At 31.4% G+C, this 20,620-nt stretch carries 18 protein-coding genes; 11 read left to right on the forward strand and 7 right to left on the reverse strand.

What is annotated here, in order from left to right; translation table 11 throughout:
- The first annotated feature begins 93 nt into the window (after positions 1 to 93).
- Positions 94 to 1,650 (forward strand): hypothetical protein, encoded by a 1,557-nt coding sequence (locus CW733_RS06915; RefSeq protein WP_100998725.1) that lies wholly within the window; start codon positions 94 to 96, stop codon positions 1,648 to 1,650.
- A gap of 121 nt (positions 1,651 to 1,771) precedes the next feature.
- On the opposite strand, the gene glyA is transcribed toward CW733_RS06915, so the two are convergent.
- The gene (gene glyA, locus CW733_RS06920) at positions 1,772 to 3,046 is read right to left on the reverse strand and encodes a serine hydroxymethyltransferase (protein WP_100996505.1); all 1,275 of its coding nucleotides are present in this window, start codon (positions 3,044 to 3,046) and stop codon (positions 1,772 to 1,774) included.
- Between the two features lie 143 nt (positions 3,047 to 3,189).
- On the opposite strand from glyA, the gene fahA reads away from it, so the two are divergent.
- Positions 3,190 to 4,479, forward strand: coding sequence for a fumarylacetoacetase (gene fahA, locus CW733_RS06925; RefSeq protein WP_100996506.1), 1,290 nt, complete (start codon positions 3,190 to 3,192; stop codon positions 4,477 to 4,479).
- 114 nt (positions 4,480 to 4,593) lie between these two features.
- Complete coding sequence (locus tag CW733_RS06930; protein ID WP_100998727.1) at positions 4,594 to 5,775, forward strand: hypothetical protein; 1,182 nt, start codon at positions 4,594 to 4,596, stop codon at positions 5,773 to 5,775.
- 54 nt (positions 5,776 to 5,829) lie between these two features.
- On the opposite strand, the gene CW733_RS06935 is transcribed toward CW733_RS06930, so the two are convergent.
- Genes CW733_RS06935 through ytxJ form a run of 3 tightly spaced genes read right to left on the reverse strand, consistent with a single transcriptional unit; the run spans position 5,830 to position 7,253 of the window.
- Positions 5,830 to 6,288 carry a hypothetical protein gene (locus tag CW733_RS06935; RefSeq protein WP_157811553.1) on the reverse strand — a complete coding sequence of 153 codons (459 nt, stop codon included), beginning with the start codon at positions 6,286 to 6,288 and terminating at the stop codon, positions 5,830 to 5,832.
- A gap of 53 nt (positions 6,289 to 6,341) precedes the next feature.
- Complete coding sequence (locus CW733_RS06940) at positions 6,342 to 6,854, reverse strand: DUF3124 domain-containing protein (RefSeq protein WP_100996508.1); 513 nt, start codon at positions 6,852 to 6,854, stop codon at positions 6,342 to 6,344.
- A 12-nt stretch (positions 6,855 to 6,866) separates the two neighbouring features.
- The gene (gene ytxJ, locus CW733_RS06945; protein WP_100996509.1) at positions 6,867 to 7,253 is read right to left on the reverse strand and encodes a bacillithiol system redox-active protein YtxJ; all 387 of its coding nucleotides are present in this window, start codon (positions 7,251 to 7,253) and stop codon (positions 6,867 to 6,869) included.
- 272 nt (positions 7,254 to 7,525) lie between these two features.
- On the opposite strand from ytxJ, the gene clpB reads away from it, so the two are divergent.
- Positions 7,526 to 10,132 carry an ATP-dependent chaperone ClpB gene (gene clpB, locus CW733_RS06950; protein ID WP_100996510.1) on the forward strand — a complete coding sequence of 869 codons (2,607 nt, stop codon included), beginning with the start codon at positions 7,526 to 7,528 and terminating at the stop codon, positions 10,130 to 10,132.
- A 329-nt stretch (positions 10,133 to 10,461) separates the two neighbouring features.
- Here clpB and CW733_RS06955 read toward each other — a convergent pair whose 3' ends face one another.
- A complete protein-coding gene (locus CW733_RS06955; protein WP_100996511.1) occupies positions 10,462 to 11,889 on the reverse strand; it encodes a hypothetical protein in 1,428 nt (475 codons plus the stop codon).
- 158 nt (positions 11,890 to 12,047) lie between these two features.
- On the opposite strand from CW733_RS06955, the gene CW733_RS06960 reads away from it, so the two are divergent.
- Together CW733_RS06960 and CW733_RS06965 are read left to right on the forward strand one after the other, a co-directional pair.
- The gene (locus CW733_RS06960; RefSeq protein ID WP_100996512.1) at positions 12,048 to 13,550 is read left to right on the forward strand and encodes a hypothetical protein; all 1,503 of its coding nucleotides are present in this window, start codon (positions 12,048 to 12,050) and stop codon (positions 13,548 to 13,550) included.
- A 54-nt stretch (positions 13,551 to 13,604) separates the two neighbouring features.
- A complete protein-coding gene (locus CW733_RS06965) occupies positions 13,605 to 15,182 on the forward strand; it encodes a CRTAC1 family protein (protein WP_100996513.1) in 1,578 nt (525 codons plus the stop codon).
- Positions 15,183 to 15,213: 31 nt separating this feature from the next.
- Here the strand turns inward: CW733_RS06965 and mqo are convergent, their stop codons facing one another.
- On the reverse strand, positions 15,214 to 16,701 hold the full coding sequence (gene mqo / locus CW733_RS06970; protein WP_100996514.1) for a malate dehydrogenase (quinone): 1,488 nt from the start codon (positions 16,699 to 16,701) through the stop codon (positions 15,214 to 15,216).
- A 107-nt stretch (positions 16,702 to 16,808) separates the two neighbouring features.
- Entirely contained in the window at positions 16,809 to 17,462 is a 654-nt protein-coding gene (locus CW733_RS06975; protein ID WP_100996515.1) for an OmpW family protein, read from the reverse strand.
- A gap of 173 nt (positions 17,463 to 17,635) precedes the next feature.
- Between CW733_RS06975 and deoC the strand changes: the two genes are divergently transcribed.
- Genes deoC through smpB form a run of 5 tightly spaced genes read left to right on the forward strand, consistent with a single transcriptional unit; the run spans position 17,636 to position 20,614 of the window.
- Positions 17,636 to 18,304 carry a deoxyribose-phosphate aldolase gene (gene deoC, locus CW733_RS06980; RefSeq protein ID WP_100996516.1) on the forward strand — a complete coding sequence of 223 codons (669 nt, stop codon included), beginning with the start codon at positions 17,636 to 17,638 and terminating at the stop codon, positions 18,302 to 18,304.
- 50 nt (positions 18,305 to 18,354) lie between these two features.
- On the forward strand, positions 18,355 to 19,053 hold the full coding sequence (gene deoD / locus CW733_RS06985) for a purine-nucleoside phosphorylase (protein ID WP_100996517.1): 699 nt from the start codon (positions 18,355 to 18,357) through the stop codon (positions 19,051 to 19,053).
- A gap of 11 nt (positions 19,054 to 19,064) precedes the next feature.
- Complete coding sequence (locus CW733_RS06990) at positions 19,065 to 19,583, forward strand: histidine phosphatase family protein (RefSeq protein WP_100996518.1); 519 nt, start codon at positions 19,065 to 19,067, stop codon at positions 19,581 to 19,583.
- Positions 19,576 to 20,109 (forward strand): GNAT family N-acetyltransferase, encoded by a 534-nt coding sequence (locus tag CW733_RS06995; protein ID WP_157811554.1) that lies wholly within the window; start codon positions 19,576 to 19,578, stop codon positions 20,107 to 20,109. Before CW733_RS06990 ends, CW733_RS06995 begins: the two co-directional genes overlap by 8 nt.
- A 43-nt stretch (positions 20,110 to 20,152) precedes the next feature.
- A complete protein-coding gene (gene smpB, locus CW733_RS07000) occupies positions 20,153 to 20,614 on the forward strand; it encodes an SsrA-binding protein SmpB (RefSeq protein ID WP_100996520.1) in 462 nt (153 codons plus the stop codon).
- Positions 20,615 to 20,620 lie beyond the last annotated feature (6 nt).

Here is a 20,620-nt window from a genome sequence, read left to right on the forward strand (position 1 = left end):
TTTTATGAAACGAACATGTTAAAAATTTCATCACTTAACATAGTGAGTAATTGCGAACAGCATGCAACCATAAAAAAACAATAAATAATGCACATGAAAAGGATATTTTACTTTCTTACCATTTTTAGCTTTTTATTACTTTGGAGCTCTTGTCGTCAAGATTTTGACTTCGCTCCTAGCACAGGAAGCCTTGAATTCTCTAAAGACACTGTTTATTTAGATACCGTTTTTACAAATATTGGTTCTAGTACTTACAACTTAAAAGTATATAATAGGAGTGACAATGATATTTCTATACCTTCGATTGCTTTAGAACGTGGAGCAACCTCTAACTATAGATTAAACGTCGATGGAAATGCGGGACAAACATTTAATAATGTAGAAATACATGCAAAAGACAGTTTGTTTATTTTTGTTGAAACTACAATAGATATAGAAAATGAATCTACATTAAACAATGAATTTTTATATACAGATAAGATAAATTTTGATGCAGGAAGTAATCTACAATCCGTAGATTTAGTAACATTGGTTAAAGATGCAGTCTTTATATATCCAGATCGCGATAATACCACTGGAATTATAGAAACACTAACTATAACTGTAGATGGACAACCAGTAGAAACAGAAATACAAGGACGCGAGCTACTACCTTCAGAGCTAACATTCACCAACCAGAGACCATATGTTATTTATGGCTATGCAGCTGTACCAAGTGGAGAAACACTAACTATAGATGCTGGAACAAGAGTACATTTTCATGCTAATTCTGGACTTTTGGTTTCAGAAAACGCATCGCTTCAAGTTAATGGAAGTTTAAGTACAGATCAAGAACTTATGGAGAATGAAGTTGTTTTTGAAAGCGACAGATTAGAACCTGCTTTTGCAGATGTTCCTGGCCAATGGGGAACCATCTGGCTTTTAGAGAATAGTATAAATAATACAATTAACCATACTACAATTAAAAACGGAACCATTGGTGTTTTAAGCGATGGTAATGCAGATGCTGTTCAAAATAAGTTAACAATTACAAATTCTCAACTTTATAATTTTAGTAACTATGGTCTTTTAGCAAGAAACAGCTCTGTAAAAGCAGAAAATTTAGTGGCTAATAATGCAGGACAATCTTCTGTTGCTTTAACTCAAGGAGGAAAATATAACTTTACACATAGCACAATTGCTAATTACTGGAATAATAGTTTTAGACAATTTCCTGCTCTTTTAGTAAACAACTTCTTTGTCGATGCCAATAATATTACAAATGTTACTGCTTTTACAGAAGCCAATTTTAATAACTCTATAATCTACGGTAACGATAATCCTGAGTTTATTATGGATGAAGTAACAGATCCTGCTGTAACTTTTGATTTTAAATTTACAAATTGCTTAGTGAAATTTGAAGATTCCTCAAATAGTCCAAGTGGAGATAATTACGATTTTACAGATACTTCTCATTACGAAAATATAATCCGTAATCAAGAGCCAGATTTTAGCGACCCTTTTAATAACGACTTATTAATAGGTGACGATTCTAACGCAAATGCTGAAGGGAGTTCAACCTTTGCATCACAAGTGCCACAAGACCTTTTAGGAGTTAACAGAACTGCTTCTCCAGATTTGGGTGCTTATCAACATATTACTTTTGAATAGATTATAATTCACCTATCTATAGACTCAACAAAAAAAAGTGACTTTGATAGTCAAAATATAAAACAATAAAAAATCCCATTCTTTCGAATGGGATTTTTTGTTAAATTATAAATGAATAAACTTACATCTTAAACAAAGGTAAATCACTCATCATAGCATTTACTTTAACAGCTATTGCTTCTAACACTGCTTCATCTTCATGATTATTTATTACTTCGTCTATTAAATTAACAATAGCTTCCATTTCGTTTTCTTTTAAACCACGTGTTGTAATTGCAGCTGTTCCAATTCTAATTCCTGATGTTACAAAAGGAGATTTATCATCGAAAGGGACCATATTTTTATTTACAGTAATATCTGCTTTTACTAATGCTTGTTCTGCTTCTTTACCTGTAATGTTTTTGTTTCTTAAATCAATAAGCATCATATGGTTATCTGTACCTCCAGAAATAATTTTATAATCTCTAGCTACAAATGCTTCAGCCATTGCTGATGCATTCTTTTTAACCTGTAACATATAATGCATAAACTCTTCTGTTAAAGCTTCACCAAAAGCAATTGCTTTACCAGCAATAACATGCTCTAATGGCCCACCTTGATTTCCTGGAAACACACCAGAATCCAATAAAGAAGACATCTTTCTTAAATTTCCATTTTTCAATTTAATTCCAAAAGGATTTTCAAAATCTTTACCCATTAAAATCATACCACCTCTTGGGCCACGTAATGTTTTGTGAGTTGTAGTAGTTACTATATGACAATGTGGAATAGGATCGTTTAATATTCCTTTTGCAATTAAACCAGCAGGATGAGAAACATCTGCTAATAATAATGCATTTACACTATCTGCTATAATACGAAAACGCTTAAAGTCGATATCTCTTGAATACGCTGAAGCTCCAGCAATAATTAACTTCGGTTGCTCGCGTGTTGCAATTTCTTGAATTTTATCGTAATCTAATACGCCTGTTTCCTCTTCTACGCCGTAAAACACAGGATTATATAATTTCCCAGAAAAATTTACAGGAGAACCATGTGTTAAATGTCCACCATGAGACAAATCGAAACCAAGAATTTTATCACCTGGTTTTAAACACGCATGGTAAACGGCTGTATTTGCCTGACTTCCAGAATGTGGTTGAACATTTGCATAAACAGCACCAAATAAAGTTTTAGCACGATCGATAGCTATTTGCTCTACCTCATCTACTATTTCGCAACCTCCATAATAACGCTTCCCAGGATAACCTTCGGCATATTTATTAGTTAAAACAGAACCTGTAGCTTCCATAACTTGTTCGCTTACAAAGTTTTCTGATGCTATTAATTCTAAACCATTTAATTGGCGTTGTTTTTCGGCTTCAATTAATTCAAATATTTGTTCGTCGCGTTGCATATGCTTATCTTTTGGTAATTTCCGTAATTTCGAAAATTGATTAACGTTAAAAATTTATCAAAAATAAGAAATAACCACGGTAAATAATTCAAAAAACATATATTTACTTAGAATTTATAAACAACAAATCAACAATTATACATATGCCATTATCAGCTAATAATCCAGACCGAAAATCGTGGTTACACGTCGATAAAAATTCGGACTTCCCAATTCAAAACATCCCTTTTGGTGTCTTTTTAACAAGAGATGATATTATTACCATAGGAACAAGAATTGGAGACACAGCCATAGATTTAGGTGCTTTACACCAATTAGGCTATTTTGAAGATATTCCACTTACTGATGATATTTTTCTTCAAGATACTTTAAACGATTTCATTGCAGATGGACGCAAAACATGGCGTTTAGTGCGTAATAGAATTGCTGAAATATTTGATGATGAAGACGAAACACTAAAAGGAAACCTTAAACATAAAGAAGCTGTATTATTCCGTTTAGATGAAATAGAAATGCAATTACCAGTACAAATTGGTGATTATACAGATTTTTACTCAAGCATAGAACACGCAACTAATGTTGGGACTATGTTTAGAGATCCAGATAATGCATTATTACCAAATTGGCTACACATACCTGTTGGATATCATGGTAGAAGTAGTTCTATTATTCCTTCTGGAATTTCAGTACACAGACCAAAAGGTCAAACTTTACCTGCAGGCGAAACACAACCAGTTTTTGGACCTAGTAAATTAGTAGATTTCGAATTAGAAATGGCTTTTATTACTACAGATGCTAACGATCTAGGTGAACCTATTCCAATTGAAGAAGCTGAAGAGTACATTTTTGGATTGGTTTTATTTAACGATTGGAGTGCTAGAGATATACAGAAATGGGAATACGTACCATTAGGACCGTTTTTAGCAAAAAGTTTTGCTTCATCAATTTCTCCTTGGATTGTTACTTTAGATGCTTTAGAACCTTATCGTATTGAAGGCCAAAAGCCTTTAAAAAAGCAATTAGAATATTTACAACAAAAAGGAAAAAGAAGTTTCGATATTAATTTAGAGGTTTCTATTCAACCAGAAAAAGCTAAAGAAACAGTTGTAAGTCGTTCTAATTTCAAGCACATGTATTGGTCAATGGCTCAACAATTAACACACCATACAATTAATGGTTGTCCAATAAACTCTGGAGACATGATGGGAAGTGGTACTATTTCAGGACCAACACCAGATTCTTATGGGTCTATGTTAGAATTATCTTGGAGAGGAGAAAAGCCAGTAAAATTAAATAATGGCACAGAGCGTAAATTTATTAACGATAACGATACTGTTATTATGCGTGGTTATTGCGAAAAAGACGGAACAAGAATAGGTTTTGGAGAAGTTTCTACTAAACTTTTACCTGTTTTTAACTCTAAGAAAAAATAAACGATAATTATTACTTTTTAAAAAAGCCTTTAAACACCCAGTGTTTAAAGGCTTTTTTAAGTTTGGCACGTTAATTGAATTTATACTATGTATAAACCAATAAAAACCGAACAGATGAAAAACTTTACATTATTAGCAGTACTTCTTCTAGTACTAACATCATGTGTTGGAAGAAAACAAATTGAAAAACAACTACACTCTGGAAATTATGACCAGGCTATTAGTAACGCTCTAAAAAAACTAGAGAACAACAAAGACAAAAAGCGTAAACAAGATTACATTGTTATGCTTCAAGATGCCTTTTACAAAGTAGTTGAAGAAAACCATAGTGATATCAATCATTTAAAAAAAGATGGTAACCCAGAACAGTATCAAAATATCTTTAATACATATTTGGATTTAGATGATAGACAACGTGCTATAAAAGCAGTAATGCCTTTATATATTGGCGGAAAACTATTGACTTTAAACTTTAGCGATTATACCAATTCTATAGTAGAATATAGAGCTAAAGTTTCAAGCTATAAATACGACACTGCTTTAAGTTTAATGCAAAGCGACAACAAGGTAGATAATAGAAATGCTTTTGACACTCTAGAATATATTGAAAGTATAAATGCGAATTTTAAAGATGTAAGACAACTTATAGATATTGCACACCATCAAGGAACAGACTATGTTATTGTAGAAATAGAAAACCAAACACATCAAATAATACCAGCACGTTTACAAGACGATTTGCTAAACTTTGATACTTATGGTATAAACGATTTTTGGACAGTATATCATGCAAACGCAAATAACACTATAGATTACGATTACGCAATGGCATTACAATTAAAAAGAATAAATGTATCTCCAGAACGTATTACCGAGAAACAATTATTGAGACAAAAGAGCATTATAGATGGTTGGGAATATGTTTTAGATGGAAATGGAAATGTTGCAAAAGATAGTCTTGGTAACGATATTAAGCAAGATAAAATAATTATAGCAAAAGCAAGGCTTAACGAATTTAATCAGTTTAAATCGACACAAGTAATAGCTAAGGTTGTGTATAGTGATTTAAAACAAAATCAAGTTTTAGAAAGCTTCCCAATAGATAGTGAATTTGTATTCGATAACCTTTATGCTACTGTAAGAGGTGACAAAAGAGCTTTAACTAGCGAAGACGTACAAATTCTTAAAAATAGAAGAATTCGTTTTCCAAGTAATGAGCAAATGGTTTACGATACTGGTGAAGACCTTAAATTAAAACTAAAAAATATAATAACACGTTATAATTTTAGAAGCTAGAAACAAAAACTCCCAAATCGCTTTGGGAGTTTTTTACTTCTATGTTTTTAATATTTATAAGCCTAAAGTAATAACTAAAGTATCATTAACTCTACAGTTGCAAACTAAATCTCCATTTAGTTTTTTTGCTTTATAACTTGCAACTCTAATAGTACAGTCTACTGTTTCCATTTGTATATCATGAAATCCAAAATAAAACTTTTCTGTGCCATCATAAACAAAACTAACACTACTCATATTTAGAGCATCAAATTCAATTAATTCTTCTCCATTTTCTGTTACCTGAGAAAATGCACGACTAGTTATTTCACTATCTAAATCAGTTAACTTTAATAACGATACATTAAAATCGTTGTCATTAAATAAATTATCTCCACTTGTAGAAATCAATTTCACTTTAACATTAAAATTAACTGGAACATCACTATCGTTGCAACCATCATAATCACTATTGCAAGAAAAATTTGTAATCATCAACAATAAGAATACTACTCTTAAAACTTTTATTTTCATAAATTTTAAATATCCTGTGAATTTATAAAAAAATATAATCTCTATGAATGTTTCTACTCATTAATAATCACGCCTTTCGTTGTAAAAGACAAACCTTGTTGTCCATAAGTAGTTATCATTACACCTTCAAAATAAGGTGCTTTCTCTTTTTTTGGAGCTAACCAATCAAACACAAAATTTGCACCTGTTCCACCAGACTTATCTTTCTCATTTATAACTATTTCAATAGTTTGCATCGGTTTTACATAAATTGGTGCTTCAAAATAAGTTCTTAATAAATCGCCTTTAGTATTAAAATAATTCGCGTTTTTAATAAAAATTGTATCACTTTTATTTATGTTTCTTATACTAACAGTTGCTGTTAAATCATGTGTTTTATGCTCTGTAGTACTATAAATTTGAGAATAAACAGAGAGATAAGTAGCTCCTGAAACTAAAGAGGTATCTAGCTTACTATTCCATTGCATAGCTTCCCAATTATTAGAAGGTAACACATCGTCTTTAGTGTTTTTACCACATGCTAAAACAAATAAGCTTACAAAAATTAATAACGATACATTTTTCATTTTTACAATTTATTATACAAATTTGGATAAATCAATCTCATTAATAGCACCATGACTTGCATGAGTTACTGTTACTCCGTTTTTAATAACTAATAGTTGTGGCGATTGATGCATGACTTGAAACTTAAACCCAACTTCGTTAGACACGTCTCTAAAGCTCAACAAATCTAGATAATATAAATCTAAATTAGCATCTACATTAAATGCAGACACAAATTGATTCATAACCATACTACTAATACCACAGCGCGTAGAATGTTTAAAGATAACTTGTGTTTTTCCTTTAGATAATTTCTCTATAACATTAAGTTGGTCTACAGTTGTTAACTGTTTCCAAGGTAATATTTTCTCAACTTTTGGTTCTTTCGATCCTCCAAATAATTTTCCAAACATAGTAATTCTATTTTAGCAATTTTCATTGCATTAGGTTAAACAAAAATATCAATTTCATGACATTTATCATTATTTATGTCGAGACCTTTTGATTAACTTACAAATGCAAAACAAAAATTCATTAGCTGACAAAAAGTCATAATAAATTAATTAAAAAAAGACATTTTGTCCTGCTTTTGCATTTGGTAAGATAATTGAAATATAGCTAAAAGTAAAACGAAAAATAATAAGATTTCTTACTTCTAACTTGAAGCTAAGAAAGAAACAAAACTATAAATATGAATTTTAATAACTATACAACAAAATCGCAGGAAGCCATACAGCAAGCACAACAGCTTGCTCAAGGTTTAGGCAACGGACAAATAGAAAACGAACACATTTTTAAAGCTATTTTTGAAGTTGATGAAAACGTTTTGCCTTTCATTTTAAAGAAAATGAATGTAAACGTGCCTATGCTAAAACAAATTTTAGATAAACAAATTGAAAGCTTCTCTAAAGTCTCTGGAGCAGAATTATCAATTTCAAGAGATGCTTCAAAAACATTAAATGAAGCCTCGATTATTGCTAAAGAGATGAACGACGAATACGTTTCTATCGAACATTTAATACTAGCAATCTTTAAATCTAAAAGCAAAATTGCTCAAGTTTTAAAAGATCAAGGTGTAACAGAAAAAGCTTTAAAAGCGACTATAGATGAATTAAGACAAGGTGATCGCGTGACGTCACAAAGTCAAGAAGAAACCTATAATGCATTAAATAAATATGCTAAAAACCTAAACCAATTAGCAAAAGACGGAAAGCTAGATCCTGTAATTGGTAGAGATGAGGAGATTAGAAGAATACTTCAAATCCTATCACGTAGAACCAAAAACAATCCAATATTAGTTGGAGAACCAGGAACTGGTAAAACTGCAATTGCTGAAGGTTTAGCGCATAGAATTGTAGATGGAGATATTCCAGAAAACCTTATCGATAAGCAAATATTTGCTCTTGATATGGGATCACTAATTGCTGGCGCAAAATTTAAAGGCGAGTTTGAGGAACGTTTAAAAGCAGTAATAAAAGAAGTAACCAATAGTGATGGAGACATTGTACTATTTATAGACGAAATCCACACACTAGTTGGAGCTGGTGGTGGACAAGGCGCCATGGATGCTGCAAACATTTTAAAGCCAGCATTAGCTCGTGGAGAGTTACGGGCTATTGGAGCAACCACTTTAGACGAATACCAAAAATACTTTGAGAAAGACAAAGCTTTAGAGCGTAGATTTCAGAAAGTAATGGTAAACGAACCAGATACTGAAAGTGCTATTTCTATTTTAAGAGGAATAAAAGAAAAATACGAAACACACCACAAAGTTCGTATTAAAGACGAAGCTATAATTGGTGCTGTAGAATTATCGACACGCTATATTACCAATCGTTTCTTACCAGACAAAGCCATTGATTTAATGGATGAGGCTGCAGCAAAATTGCGTATGGAAATTAATTCTAAACCTGAAGAACTTGATGTTTTAGACAGAAAAGTCATGCAGTTAGAAATTGAAATTGAAGCTATTAAACGTGAGAAAGATGAAACAAAACTGAAGTCTTTACGAAGCGATTTAGCAAATATAAAAGAAGAGCGTAACGAGATTAACGCCAAATGGAAAAGTGAAAAAGCAGTAGTTGATAATATCCAAAACACAAAACAGGATATCGAAAACTTTAAGATTGAAGCCGAAAGAGCAGAACGCGATGGCGATTACGGAAAAGTTGCAGAGTTACGTTACGGAAAAATTAAGGAGGCACAAGAAGCACTTGAAAAAATGCAGGCAGAATTTAATGCAAAATCTGAAACGTCGCTAATTAAAGAAGAAGTGACTTACGAAGACATTGCAGAAGTTGTTGCAAAATGGACAGGTATTCCGCTTACAAAAATGCTACAAACTGATCGTGAAAAGCTTTTAAAATTAGAAGACGAATTACACAAACGTGTTGTTGGGCAAGAAGAAGCTATTATTGCTGTAAGTGATGCTGTAAGACGCTCGAGAGCTGGATTGCAGAATCCGAAAAAGCCAATTGGAACCTTCTTATTTTTAGGAACAACTGGTGTTGGTAAAACAGAACTAGCTAAAGCATTAGCAGAATATTTATTTGACGACGAAAGTGCTTTAACACGTATAGATATGAGTGAGTATCAAGAACGTCATGCAGTAAGCAGGCTTGTTGGTGCACCTCCAGGATATGTAGGTTACGAAGAAGGTGGACAATTAACTGAAGCTGTACGTAGAAAACCATATTCTGTTGTATTGTTAGATGAAATTGAAAAAGCCCATCCAGATACTTTCAATATTTTATTGCAAGTGTTAGACGAAGGACATTTAACAGACAATAAAGGTAGAACTGCCGATTTTAAAAACACCATTATTATCATGACCTCAAACATGGGAAGTCAGTTAATACAGGATCGTTTTACAGCTACAAAAGATATTGATACAGCAATGGAATTGGCAAAGGTTGATGTTTTAGGTTTATTAAAACAAACCGTAAGACCAGAATTTTTAAACAGAATTGATGACACCATTTTGTTTACACCTCTATCTAAAGAAAACATTACAGAAATTGTTGGGCTTCAACTTCAAAGTGTGACCAAAATGATCGCCAAACAAGGTATAATATTCGATGCAACACCAGAAGCAATTACTTACTTAGCAGAAAAAGGTTACGATCCTGAGTTTGGAGCAAGACCAGTTAAAAGAGTAATCCAGAAAGAAGTGTTAAATGCTTTGAGTAAAGAGATTCTCTCTGGCAAAGTAACAACCGATAGTATTATATTACTTGATGCTTTCGATAAGCAATTAGTATTTAGAAATCAAGATGATTTGGTTACTGAAGAAGTATAAAAATCATAAAAACAATGTCCTTGATAGTGGTTTTTGAGAAACGAAAAAATGGTATTTGAAATCACTCGACTTGACAAAAATCATAAAGTATTGTTAATTCAGAATAATGCTAAAATAAACGAAGGAATAGTTCGTTTTTAAGATAATGGTTAGTTAGTTAGTTAGTTTGAAAAAGCGACATGATACGTAAAGTTTAGTGTCGCTTTTTTATTTTATATCTGCCTAAGACTTTAGCTTACATCAAAGAGTTTCGATTAATTCAAATATTTATTAAACAAAAAAACCACCTACTTCGAGTAGATGGTTATTTTAATATTACTAATTTAATATTATTTATTTTTAAGTACTTGTCGCATTTGAGTCTTTAATACACTAATTTCTTTTTTCAATACTTCTATTTCATTTAATGCATTACTTAAATCTTTATTAGACTCACCAGATTTAGCACTAGCAGCTACAGATGTTGTAATGTTTTCGGCATATTTAGCCCTTAAAGCATAAGGAACACTTACAAATTGTGTTGTTCCTATTATTACGAAAGTAGAACCTCCAGTAACATCGGCTTCCACTTGTAAAGAATTGTTATGAGACCAATCTACGTCTGTAAAAAGACCTGCAGTTGGTGTACCACTTCCTATTGTTAAACTCACAACTCCATTTGATGTTGTTGTTTGAATATGAGTTTCTGCATATGGAGTTGTACCTGTATTAGAATCTAGGATACTAAATCTTAAATTAACAGATTGGTCTGCAACAAATTCTCCAGACGCATCTCTAATTGCTGCTTGATAATTTAATAATTCTGGAACACTTCCTGAACCAGAACCAGAATTAATAGCAATTTCTTCCCATGCTGTACCATTCCAAATATATAATCCTAATTCGTCTGTATCATAAACCATCATTCCTGCTTCAGTAGCACCTAAAGAAGTTCCTAAAGTTGTTTTTTCTACTGTTGTTAAGCGGTTTAATAATAATCCTTTGTCTATTGCTGTAAGATCTAATGATGCATTTGCATTTGGAATTGTAATTCCAATACTTATCTGATTTCCTACAAATAAATCATCACGAACATCAGCACTACCATCTACATCTAATTTTTGAGTTGGTGATCCTGTACCTAAACCTATATCTCCATCTGCAGCAACAAACAAAGCATTATCTGGAGCTCCCGGTTTAATTTTAAAGGGTAATTTACTACCATTAGTAGCATCTCTTATAAAAAAGTAATGCTCATTACCTCCAATATCCCATGTTTGAGCAGTAAAACCGCTAGAAGCATCTTGTTCTAAACGAAATGCAGGAGTATCTCCATCTACAAGATGTAACTCAACTACTGGTGTAGCAGTACCAAACCCAACATTTCCATAGGCATTTATAAACAATGCATTGTTTCCAGCACCTGCTGTAACTGTAAAAGGTGTTGTTCCTGCTGTAGCATCTTGTACTGCAAAATAATTAGCACCACCATTTGCAGTATCGTTAATTGCAATTCTCCAGTCATTATTTGGAAAATTGCCACTACCAGAAGAATCATCAAAATGGATTCTTAAATTATTTTCTTTTAACCTAACGGTATCAAAACCAAAATCTTCACCATCAACAACATCAAAACCAACACCTAGACTAGATGCCACTATCAAATCATCATTAATAACTTGGTCTTCAGGAACTGGAAGATCTTGATCCGCTTGCGCAAATAAAGACGTTGAAAAAAAAATAGTTAATATAAATAAGTAAGGTAAGTGTTTTTTCATAATAATAATAATAATAATTAGTTAGATTAGATAGCGCTCAAATTTAGTCTTTTTAAAAATGAATTAAAACTGTTTCTTGTCTTTTAAGCTTAAAAAAAATGTAAAATTATTTTCTCAATATTTTATTTACATTTACGAGATCTAAATAAATCAAATTAATGAAAATTCAAGGTTTCTATAAGACTGTTTTCTTATTATTTATTTTCTTTCCAAAACAAATTTTCTCTCAAGAAAAAACAGCTGTTTCAGAAATTATTTCAAAAATATATGATTTAGAAAAAGAAAAAGACCCAAAATGCTATGCAACAGCTAATAGGCTTGAAGATTTTATATACGGGACACCATTAAATGAAGATGCTAGAAATTTAAAAATTGAAGTTCAGAAAGAAATAATCTACTACATAAGAAAAAAAGGTTCTGAAAAAGCAGAAAATGAAGGTTTAAAATTTATACAACCCAAGCATATTCAACCTATAATTAATAATTTATCATCTTACACCAAAAATGAATCTGAAGATTATAATTTTGAATTAAAAGCGCGTACTATTACAGTTTTAAAATTAGATTACAATCAATATGCTTCTGTATCTTACAGTTATCGTTCTTTACTTTCTGTCGAGCAAGATTTATTGTATTTTTCAACCAACACCTTATTACCTTTTAATACCGAAGCTTTAGAATTAGCAAATCATTATGTTAACCTAATAACTTTAGTTACATTACAAATTGCTGATGCAAAAGCGAGAGAAAACAACGTGTCCTTTATCACCAAAGATATTATCTCAAGCAGTTGGATTTTAGTGCTTAATCAATTTAAAAATGCTGAAAACATTTCAAAAAACGAGTATCCAAGTGCTTCTAAGAATAGCAATACGACTACCTCAGCAAATAATAGTATTGTTAAAGCAATAATTAAACAAAAACTAAAATCTTACGAAAAATACAACCAGTTAAATGCTAGTGTGTTTTTAAGAAATATTCAAGTTTATTTTGCAAAACAAAAATGGCCAACAGATAAGGCTTTGTCAAATGAGTTAAGACAATATTATCTAGAATCCTTAATACAATTTACTTCTGCACTTATTCAATATTCAGAAAAAAACGCAACAAATAATTCTAATACAATTATTAGAGTAGATCATGTTCAAAATGCATTAAACGCTTTTTTACCAGCTTCAATAAACATGTTTGAAGATGTTAACTTTTTTCCTAATAGTGAAACCAATCAAATAACCATAGAATCTTACGATTTAGATGCTTTTAGAGATAGTGGTTTTCACTGGAATATTTTAGAATATGCATTAAACGATCTTCAAAAAAATAATATAAAAAATATAGATCCAAATGCAGCAGAATTATTAGTTGAAGGGATTGCACAGATGGGCGTTTTAGTTTTAAGGTTAGCAGGAGAATATTCGCATAGTGAAGAAAAAAAACTTTTAGATGTTACAGATATTCAACAAGGATTTACAATAACACAAAGTTATATTAATACCTACGATTTTTCTAAAAAGCAAGTTTCCGAAACCAAAATTTATTCGGCAAGCACAAATAATAAAAGCAATACAACATTTAAAAACAGTAACAAGAAAACAGGGTTAGATTTTACGCATAAATCATCTGATTGGTTAAGTAGACACATACGAAGTTATACCGTTTAAAATTCTGAAAACAAAATAAAACTAGCTATTCCGCCTGCATTTGGTGGTTCTGGCGTGGCTTGCGAAGATATTAACAACGATGGGCTTATTGACATTCTACTACTTGGTGGCTTTGGAAACAAACTCTTTTTAAACTCAAAATCTGGCAAGTTTAAAGATGTAACTCAAGTGAGTAAAATCAATAATTGGGATACTACTTTAAATTCTTTTGGAGAGCCTAGACAACCTATTATTGCAGATTTTAACAACGATGGCTTTCAGGATATTTTTATAACATATGTAAATATGCCTCATAAAATGTATAGCAATACCGATGGATTACATTTTAATGATGTGAGTTCCTTAACAAATCTTGGCGGTGAAAATGCTGTTGCTGGACCAGCCACAACTTTTGATTTTGACAACGATGGGCTTTTAGATATTTTTATTGGATATTTTGGAAATTATATTGAAGGTAAACTACCAAATTTAAGTAGAGACAATCAAAACGGAATGCCCAACAAACTTTTTAAAAATTTGGGAGATTTTAAATTTGTTGAAGTTCCATTTACACAAAAAACATCATCAAACAATGGATGGACTCAAGCTCTAGGACATGCAGACATTAACCAAGATGGATTACAAGATCTTATTATTGGTAATGATTTTGGTGTGAATAAATACTATTACAATTCTAAATCTGGTATTTTTCATGAAGTCAGCAAGCAGTTAAAAACAGATAAGCCTTCCTACACTATGAATGTTGGTATTTCAGATTTAAATGGCGATTTATTTCCAGATTTTTACATTTCGAATATTGTGGTCATGCAAAAAGACGAAAAATATGTGAGTCCGAATGAGAATACTACCATGAAATTTGACAGAGACAAAATGAGTAGAATTAGAACTATTGAAGCTAATGATTTGTTTATTTCCGAAGTAAAGAATGACACTTTAAAAGCATTTAACCTCTCAAGTAATATAGGAAGAGGCTATTCTGCAACTGGATGGTCTTGGGATGCCGATTTTTTTGATTTTGATAATGATGGAGACGAAGATTTATATTGCCTAAATGGCATGAATGACTTTAGCGTGTATTCTATTGAGAATCCATTTTATTTTAAGAGTAGTGAGAAGTCAAATACAGTTACCTATGCAAAAAGTAGTCGTGAAAAAAACGTGTTTTTTGTCAATAATAATGGCATTTTAATAAATGAAGCTAAAGCTTTAGGAACAGATTTAAATAGTAACGCTAGAAGTGCAAGTTATTTAGATTATGATAATGATGGTGATTTAGATATTATTATTAATAACTATCATGATAATGCGACATTACTTGAAAACGAAACGTCTAAAGAAAACCATTGGATAAAAATAAAACTGGTAGGCAATCCAGAATCAAAAATTAATAGAGACGCTATTGGTTCCTCATTAATTTTAAATAGTCCAAATCATAAAAACATTTGGAGAGAAATACATAGTACAACTGGTTACCTTTCTGTGCATCCTAAAATGCAGCATTTTGGTTTGGGCAATGATAAAAAAACCGATATAAAAATAAAATGGAGTAATGGCGAAATTTTTAACCTAGAAAATGTAGAAACCAATAACACCTACCAAATAACACACCCAAACACTCTTATAAAAATTTAAAAAAATAAAGATTCTCAATTTTTCAATTTCATTATAATTTCAAAGCTTTTTTAGATTTTTCTAATTGGGCATTAAAAATTCTGGAATTCAATTCTAACTTCCAAATAGGAACAATTTTTTTTAACTTCTCTTTTCCTTCTTTAGAATTAACAACTTCAGGAAAAGCAATTTCAAAAACCTCTAACATTACATGTGTTGCAGTTGAAGCTCCAGGTGAAGCTCCTAGCAAACAAGTAATACTTCCATCTTTACTTCTAACCACCTCGGTTCCAAACTGAAGTTTTCCGCCTTCATATTCATCTTTTTTAATAATTTGAACACGTTGTCCAGCGATTAAAAGTTCCCAATCTTCACTTTTAGCATCTTTTACAAATTTTCGTAAATCGTTCATTCTATCTTCATGAGATGCTGTTACTTGTTCTACAAGATATTTTGTAAGCGGTAAATTATCCCAAAAGGCACTTAGCATTGGTTTTATATTATCTGCTTTTATAGATTTAAACAAATCTAAAGAAGATCCTTCTTTTAAAAACTTAGGGCTAAAACCTGCAAAAGGGCCAAACATTAATTGTCGTTTGCCGTCTATCAATCGTGTATCTAAATGTGGCGTTGACATTGGAGGATCGTGTGGTCCTGCTTTACTATATACTTTTCCTAAATGCTGGTTTATTAAATCTTCATTTTTACAAACTAACCATTCTCCACTTACCGGAAATCCACCATAACCGTCTTTTGCCTCTATTTCTACTTTTTGTAACAATAACAAACTTCCTCCTCCTGCTCCAATAAATACATGTTTAGCATCTAGTAACTGCTTGCATCCTGTTATTCTGTTTTTTACTTCCACAGACCACTCAACATCTTCGTCTGGATCGATATCCAAGACCTCTTCGTTGCATTGTACAGGAGTATTGTATTTGGTTTCTAGAATATGAAATAACTTCTCGGTTAGTGCACCAAAATTCATTTCGACACCACGTTCTATTCGTGTAGCAGCCATAACCTCGTCCTCACTTCTATTATTTGCTATTAATGGAAACCATTCTTTCATTTTCTCTAAAGCATCTGTAAACTCCATGCCTTGAAACATAAAATGATCTTTTAAGGCTTCGAATCTTTTCTTTAGGAAATCGACATTATCTTTTCCTGTAACCCAACTATGGTGTGGTACAGGGTTTATAAAATCTTGAGGATTTTCAATCAAATTTTCCTCAACTAAAAAGCTCCAAAACTGTTTGGACAACTCAAATTGTGTACAAATTTTATAAGCTTTAGAACAATCTACAGTATCCTCTTTTTCTGGCGTATAGTTTAATTCGCACAAAGCAGAATGTCCTGTTCCTGCATTGTTCCATGCCGCAGAACTCTCTTGAGCTGGTTTACTTAAACGCTCTAAAATTAAAATATTAATTTCAGGTTTAACCAATTTCACCATTAATGCTAATGTTGCACTCATAATACCTGCACCAACACATACTAAATCGTAATCTTTATTGATATCTATTTTATTTTGACTCATTTCAATAGTTTTAGCTAAATATAAATAAATGGAAGGTTTAACTCTATTTTAATCCAAAAAAAAAGACTGCCTATTTAGACAGTCTTTAATTATATTTTATATTAAAATTAGAATAATCTATAACCAATACCAACACCTGCAATAAAAGGGTTTATGTCCACTTCTGCTCCAACTGTTGCTCCTAATGCTGTAGTTGCATTTACAGTAACATCTGTATTTAACATTATGTATTTAGCATCTAAATTAACAAACCACTTATCGTTAATATCAAAATCGAATCCTAACTGGAAAGCAAAACCAAGTGCGCTATCATATTCTACATCATCTGCTACAGGACCAGAGTTAGCATCGAAAAACAAAGTATAGTTTATACCTGCTCCAACGTAAGGATGTACAAGATCTCCATTAAAATGATACTGTACTGTTAATGTTGGAGGTAATAATCTTACATCTCCTAATGGAATATTTCCAGCTGCAGTTGAGATTGCTTTAACATCGTGTTGTGTTGTTGCTAAAATTAATTCGGCAGCTACATTTTTAGTGAAAAAATATGTAAAATCTAATTCTGGTACATAAGCATTTGTAATTGTAGCATCTCCTCCAATTGTTTCAATTGTTGCAGACTCATTTGGCACTACTGCTATAGCTCTTAATCTTACTTGAAATTTAGTAAATTCATTATCTACTGTAGTGTTTTCTTGTGCGTTTGTTTTTGTAATAGCTAAACTTGCTATTAATGCAATAAAAAGTAATTTCTTCATAATTAATTTGGTTTAAATTTTAAGCAAAAATAATATCGAAAAAGGCTACAAAAGATGACTTAAATCATAGGTGAGAAATTATTATTTTTATCGATAAAAAAAGCAAAATCATTAAAATAAACTTCACTTTTTTAGAAAAAATAAGGTAATTTTAAAGTCAATTTATCACTAAAATGAAATTAAACAAATACATAGACCACACACTGTTAAAAGCGGTATCAACAAAAAGCGATATTATTAAACTTTGTAATGAAGCAATAACGCATAACTTCTTTTCAGTATGCGTAAATTCTTGTTATGTTTCTTTAGCAAAAGAAGAATTAAAAGAGTTTGAAATTAAAGTATGTAGTGTTATTGGTTTTCCTTTAGGTGCAATGAGTACAAATGCAAAAGTACAGGAGACTAAACAAGCGCTATTAGATGGAGCAGACGAAATTGATATGGTTATAAATATTGGCTTTATTAAAAGTAAAGATTTTGATGCTGTTTGGAAAGATATTGAAGCCGTTAAAAAAGAAATGCCAAACAATACACTTAAAGTTATTCTAGAAACATGCTATTTAGAAGACCTGGAGATTATTAAAGCGAGTGAGCTTGCAATAAATTCTGGTGCAGATTTTATTAAAACATCAACTGGGTTTGGAACAGGAGGCGCAACACTTGAAACTATAAAACTAATAAAAAGTGTTATTGGTGATTGTGGTACTAAAATAAAAGCTTCAGGTGGCATTAGAGACACTAAAACAGCTTTAGAATACATAAACCTTGGTGTAGATAGAATAGGGACTTCTAATGGGATTGCTATTGTAACAGGAGGTCCTTCCGAAGAAAAAAACTATTAACAACAAGGGTTTAAAAACTTTAAATACTTTCACCCTTTAAACTTAACAAAATGAGCATACATATTGGAGCCAAAAAAGGCGATATCGCAGAAACTATATTATTACCTGGAGACCCTTTAAGAGCAAAATGGATTGCAGAAACTTTTTTTGAAAACCCAGTATGCTTTAACGAAATTAGAGGCATGCTTGGTTACACAGGAACATACCAAGGCAAACGTGTATCTGTAATGGGAACAGGAATGGGAGTGCCTAGTATTTCTATTTATGCACATGAATTAATTACGCAGTTTGGTGTTAAAAACCTTATTCGTGTTGGTAGCGCAGGTTCTTACCAAGAGCATATAAAAATTAGAGATGTCGTTTTTGCAATGGCAGCCTCTTCTAACTCTGGAGTAAACGAACTACGTTTTGGTGGTGCAGACTATGCTCCTACTGCAAATTTTGAGCTATTTCAAAAAGCTACAGAGGCTGCAAAAGCTAAAAATATTCCTATAAAAGCTGGAAACGTATTTACTAGTGATGAGTTTTATGCCGATGATTTCGAATCTTACAAAAAATGGAGTAAATTTGGAGTGCTTTGTGTAGAAATGGAAACTGCTGGGTTATATACAGTCGCTGCAAAGCATAATGTAAATGCGCTGACAATACTTACTATTTCAGATTCTTTAGTTACAGGTGAAAAAACAACTAGTAAAGAAAGAGAAACTACTTTTAAGGATATGATAGAAATTGCATTAGAACTGGCTTAAATTTATTTTTTATGAAAAAACTACTTCTATTTTGCCTTCTTATTACTGCTTTTTCTTGTGTTAAAGCTCAAAATGAAACTAAAGTAAATAAAGTAACAACCACTTACTATCTTATTCGTCATGCTGAAAAAGACAAAAGTGATTCAAGTAATCAAAACCCTAAATTGATAGAAAAAGGACAAAAAAGAGCAGAAAAATGGTCAAATCATTTCAAAAACATCAATTTAGATGCTGTTTATAGCACAAATTACAATCGAACAATCGAGACTGCTTTACCTACTGCAACGAATAAAGGTTTGGAAATAACACCTTACGATCCTAAAACTCTAGACCTTAAAATATTCTTAGAGCAAACAAAAAACCAAACCGTATTAATTGTAGGACATAGTAATACTACGCCTAATTTTGTAAATAAAATTATAGACGAGGAAAAACACGAATCTATTAATGAAACCATTAACAGTAAACTTTTTATCGTCACTATTAACAATAAAAATGTAACCACTTCTAAAGTAATTGATATTGATTAACATTAGTGATAACGTACAACTAGAACTTATTACTGTAGATTCTCATTCCAGACTAGTTAAACTAATACAGCGTATTTATCCTCCTGCTTACAAGCATTTATGGAAAAATGAAGACTGTTCTTTCTATATCAATACCTTTTATAATTTAGAACAACTACAAACAGAACTACTAGAAAAAGCCACCGAATATTATTTTGTAATTTACGAAAACGAACCTGTTGGTATATGCAAAATTCAGTTTAACAAACCTCTAAAAACTATAGAAACAGGTACTTATATTCATAGAATATACTTGGGAAGTGAAGCACAAGGAAAAGGTATAGCAAAAACTATTTTTAATTGGATTGAAATTAGAGCTAAAGAAAATAACAATAATTTATTATGGTTAAAAGCAATGGATACTCAAGAACAGGCCATAAAATTCTATATTAAACAAGGCTTCAAAATAAATGGTAAAACAAGTTTAGACTTCAATTTATTACACGAACCATTAAGAGGAATGTTAATAATGACTAAGGAAATCTAATATTCTTTTTAAAACAGTTAAAAATGTTTAGTTTTGTCCCATAATGCAGAAAACCGTAAACATACTTAATAAAAAGGCAAAATTTCAATACGAGATATTAGACAGATACTCTGCTGGTATCGTTTTATCTGGAACAGAGATTAAATCTATTCGCGATAGTAAGGCCTCTATTGCCGAAAGTTTTTGTGAATTTAATACCAAAAACGAATTGTTTGTTATAAACATGACTATACAAGAATATGTTTATGGCAACTACTACAATCACGCACCAAAAGCAGAACGTAAGCTTTTATTAAACAAGAAAGAATTAAAAAAACTTGAAAAAGAAGTTACAAATTCTGGTTTAACTATTATTCCTTTACGCTTGTTTATAAATGAAAAAGGCTATGCAAAACTTGATATTGCACTAGCAAAAGGTAAAAAACTTTACGATAAGCGTGAAACTATTAAGGATCGTGATAATAAACGTGATTTGGCTCGTATAAAAAAGGATCATAATAATTAAACTCAA

It is taken from the genome of Lacinutrix sp. Bg11-31 (assembly GCF_002831665.1).
Taxonomy (GTDB): domain Bacteria; phylum Bacteroidota; class Bacteroidia; order Flavobacteriales; family Flavobacteriaceae; genus Lacinutrix.